The following is a 3,862-nucleotide window of genomic DNA, read 5'->3' on the forward strand; positions in this document are numbered from 1 at the left end:
CTCGATTTCATCAATGCTCAGGATATACCGCGGCAGGCGTTTTTCTTCCCGCGGCAACTCAATGTCCGCTGCCGGGTTCGCCAGTATCAGGTTCTGTTTGGTCAGCCATTTGAACCACACCTGTAACGGCTGCAACTGGGTGCGCTGGGTGCGGATGCTTAGCGGCTCTCCGTTGGTCTTGCGGTACTGGTACAGGTAGCGCTGGTAACGCTCCAGTATCGGCCGCGTGATATCCGCGGCAGAGTACAGGCCCCGTTCCGTGGCCCACAGGATAAAACGATAGGTGTGATGGGTCTGTACTTTCAGCGTGGTTTCCGACCAGTTCCTCTCCTGCCGCCATGCCACGAAGCGCAGCAGCAGCGCATACAGGCTTTTTGGGTCATGCGCCGGACCCACCGGCTGACGGTAGACGTCATCGACGGTCAGGAGACTTCCTTTGCGCGGTTTACGGTTTGCCATGATTGACCTCCGGTTGAGATTGAGGGGCGGGCGCAGACAAGGGGCGCGTTTTCTTTTTTCCTTTTATCACTGGGTCTTCCGTTACCCCGACTTGCGGCACGCTGAACCCGTGTTCTACCTGCCCTGATGGGGATTTTTTCACCCCAGACTTAACCCTAACTTGACCCAGACTTGAGGCAGACTTGCGTTCATTTAAGTCAGACTTGCTCTCCTGACCTGTCGGGACGGCTGCCGGCGTTTTATCCCTGTCGGGCACAGGCAATGCGTCTCCGTGATTATTTTCCCTAATAGCCGCGTTTTCATCCGCCCGGACTTGTGCCCCTGTTTTCCTTTGTGCTGTCTGGGCTGACGCGGGTTTTTCTTCCCCAGACTCAGGCCAGACTTGCCCCGGACTTGGGGAAGACTTGCGACATTCCGGGTCAGACTTGCGTTCACTGCCGGCGGTTTCGGAGTCCGGTTCTCCGACATCCAGCAGGCCGCACAGGTGGGCTGCGCCGTTGTCTTCCCCGTCCCACAGCAGTTCATAATGCAGCAGGTGCCCCCGGCTGCCGCCATGCAACAGCAGGTATTCCATTTCCGTCAGCCGTTGACAGTGGTTTTTGAGCTGGCTGTCGCTCCAGTGGGTAAAGGCACGGATATCTCGCCGGGTAAAGCGGACTTCATTTGGCTGGCAGTGCTGGATTTGCGCTTGTGCGTTCACCATCTCTTGTATCAGCAGTAACAGCTTGCGCGTCTGCGGCGGCATTTCATCCAGCGTGCGCCCCAGAACTTCATGTGCCAGTTGGTTAGCGAGCTGGATATCGTCTTTCGTCACTTCGATATATTCAATCACCTGCCCGCGATGCGTGGTTTTCTTCACTTCACGTTGATACTGGTGCAGCAAGGCAATGGCCTGTATCAGCGTCAGGTATTTCATATGGTCGCGCCGCATCCGGGTTTTGTCTGACAGGAACGTCAGTTGATGGGCGTAAGGATTGACCACTTTCAGCGGCCTTAACAGGCGCTGGGCGTTCTGGTGTAACTGCGTCAGATAGCCTTTTTCCGAGTCAGCCAGCAACCCGGCCAGCGTCTGGCGGTGCCGCTGCATCGCGTGGATGGCCTGCGTCTGCTCGCGCGATTCGTTGACCGTCAGCACCAGACAGCGGTTCAGCAGCTCTTCATCCACATCAATGGCCGTCGTTGTTAACATCAGCATCACCGGTCCCTGTACCTTGTATTCCCGCGTCACCAGTTCGCCGCTCTGTTCGTTCTTGCCGGTGCTGGCGATTTTCAGCTCGCCGTCGGACTGCAACAGTTTCAGGGCATAGGCCGCCTGCCGCACGCCTTCCTCTTCGGCTATCGCCAGTATTTTGTGTTGCAGGCTGGTTTCCCCCAGATAGTAGAGGCTCTGCCCGGTCATTGCCGAGTACTGGATACGCTCCTCTTCCGGCATCAGGTTCAGCACCGCCTCCATCAGGGACGATTTCCCTGCCGCCGAGCTGCTTTGTATCAGCACGGCCAGCGGTTTATCCAGTTTGCGCGAGACCGCCGCCAGATACCCGGTCAGCAGATTGGTGGATTCGCCGACCACCCCGCAGGCGGCCATGTCGTTGATAATCTGTTCTGTTAAGTTCGGCGATGTCAGCAACGCCAGCGCGGCAGCTTCATCTTCCGCGCTGACCGTCACCGCCGTTGTCCCTGAGGCTTCGGCCTCCGCTTGCTGCTCAGCATCCTGTTGCTGCTCCAGCATCAGCAGCACCCGACCCGCTTCACGTTTAATCACAGACGGCTCGCATTCCAGCTCTTGTGCCGCCGTGCTGATGTAGTTCTGACGATGCCGCGCGTGATACATGTCCAGCGTATCCACATGGAACAGGCCGGACGTTTCATCCCGCACCTGCACATTGACTTTCATTACATCGGGCACCGGCGATTTTTTCATCCCCCGTATCCGCCAGATACGGGGTCCGCTTTTCATCACCAGTTCACCGCAGGCCGTGCGCTCACAGGGCACCGGTGCTACTGGCAACTCAGGCCGGGCAGCTAAAGAAGCCGGTTGAAGCTCACTGGCGCTTTGTGGCGGCTCCGTCACTGTCGGCGAGACGGGCCGCTCATGGCTGAACACCGCACCTGGTGCCGTTCCCTGTCCCAGCCAGACCGCCTGTTGCAGAGCCAGCCCCAGCGCATGTTCGGCGTTGCCACTTTTGACGGCATAGTCATTGACATCCATGCCCGGCGGGAACTGCACCCGCCACGCCTCGATACCGGCTTCCAGTAAATCAGCGGCTACATTAGCCGCGCCACGGTCTCCGGCCTCATCGCGGTCAAAGGCAATCAGCACCCGTTTCACGCCGTGATACTGCAAAGCGTCGAGATGCTCACGGTTAAACCCGTTCACCCCGAACGCGGCGATCACGTTGCGGAACCCGGCACACCAGAACGTCATGGCATCGATCAGCGCTTCGCACAGGATAATTTCATTTGACGCCTGCATCGCCGATTCATTCCAGACCCCGGCTAGCGGTGACGGCAGATACAGATGCTTCGGGCTGTCTTTCAGCACTTTGTAATCCGGCTGGGTTCGGCGGCCATACAGTTGCAGCACCCGCCCGCGGCTGGCCACACTGGCCGATTCGGCCCAGCCGATCACCGGTACAACGACGCAGCCCCGGAAGTGGTCCTGCCGGGTGGTCGTACGCAACACGCCCAGCCCCGACAGCTTGTCGCGCAGTTGCTGGCCTTCCTGACTGCTCTTCGACGGCAACAACCCCGCTGAACCGCCGATCCCGTGATGGCCCGCGCACCCCAGCTTAAAGTGACTCACCAGTTCAGGATGATGCAGCCCGCGTTTTTCCAGCCAGGCTTTGGCTTCCGGTGACGCCAGTAAGTTCTGATGATAAAAATCAATCACCTGATGCAACAGCGCCTGCCCGTCATCGTCCAGGTCGGCCAGTTTCGGGCGCGGCAGGGGGGCCGCCTGTGATCCCGGCGGGTCGGCTAACGAAGAAGCGGCCACAACCGTATTGTCCATATCCGGCAGCCCGGCCAGCTCCCGCAGCCGGCGGATAGCGATTTTCAGCGTCACCCCTTCCGTTTGTATCACCCAGTCCAGTACCGACCCCGCTGCGCCACAGCCAAAGCAGTGATACAGGTTCTTAGCAGGCGATATCACCATTGAGGGCGTTTTCTCGTGATGGAACGGACAGCGCAGCACATAATCCTCACCGCGTTTTTTCATCGCACGGCCTTGCTTACGCGCCAGTCCCAGCAACGAGACGGTTTGCTTTAAGCGGGCTAAATCGGTATCGGGAATGCGGGTCATCAATGACCTCCTGTAAAAACCTGTCAATAGGGTTTGGATAAAAATAACTCGACAATCATATACTACAGCTGGTAGTATTTACAACAGTAAGATGTAAAACAT

General features: G+C 58.2%; 2 protein-coding genes. Both read right to left on the reverse strand.

All coding sequences use genetic code 11. The features are described from left to right. Window positions 1–459 (reverse strand): site-specific integrase (locus tag Xbud_RS17985; RefSeq protein ID WP_211283549.1); only part of this gene is annotated, 459 nt, incomplete at its 3' end. After that, a complete protein-coding gene (locus Xbud_RS17990; RefSeq protein WP_099137398.1) occupies window positions 446–3,760 on the reverse strand; it encodes a CHC2 zinc finger domain-containing protein in 3,315 nt (1,104 codons plus the stop codon). The genes Xbud_RS17990 and Xbud_RS17985, both read right to left, overlap by 14 nt. Window positions 3,761–3,862: the final 102 nt, after the last annotated feature.

This window comes from Xenorhabdus budapestensis, assembly GCF_002632465.1.
Classification (GTDB): domain Bacteria; phylum Pseudomonadota; class Gammaproteobacteria; order Enterobacterales; family Enterobacteriaceae; genus Xenorhabdus; species Xenorhabdus budapestensis.

Excerpts from the sequence above, each read along its gene's own strand:
- Xbud_RS17990 (WP_099137398.1), bottom strand. The coding sequence starts at position 3,760 with ATGACCCGCATTCCCGATACCGATTTAGCCCGCTTAAAGCAAACCGTC.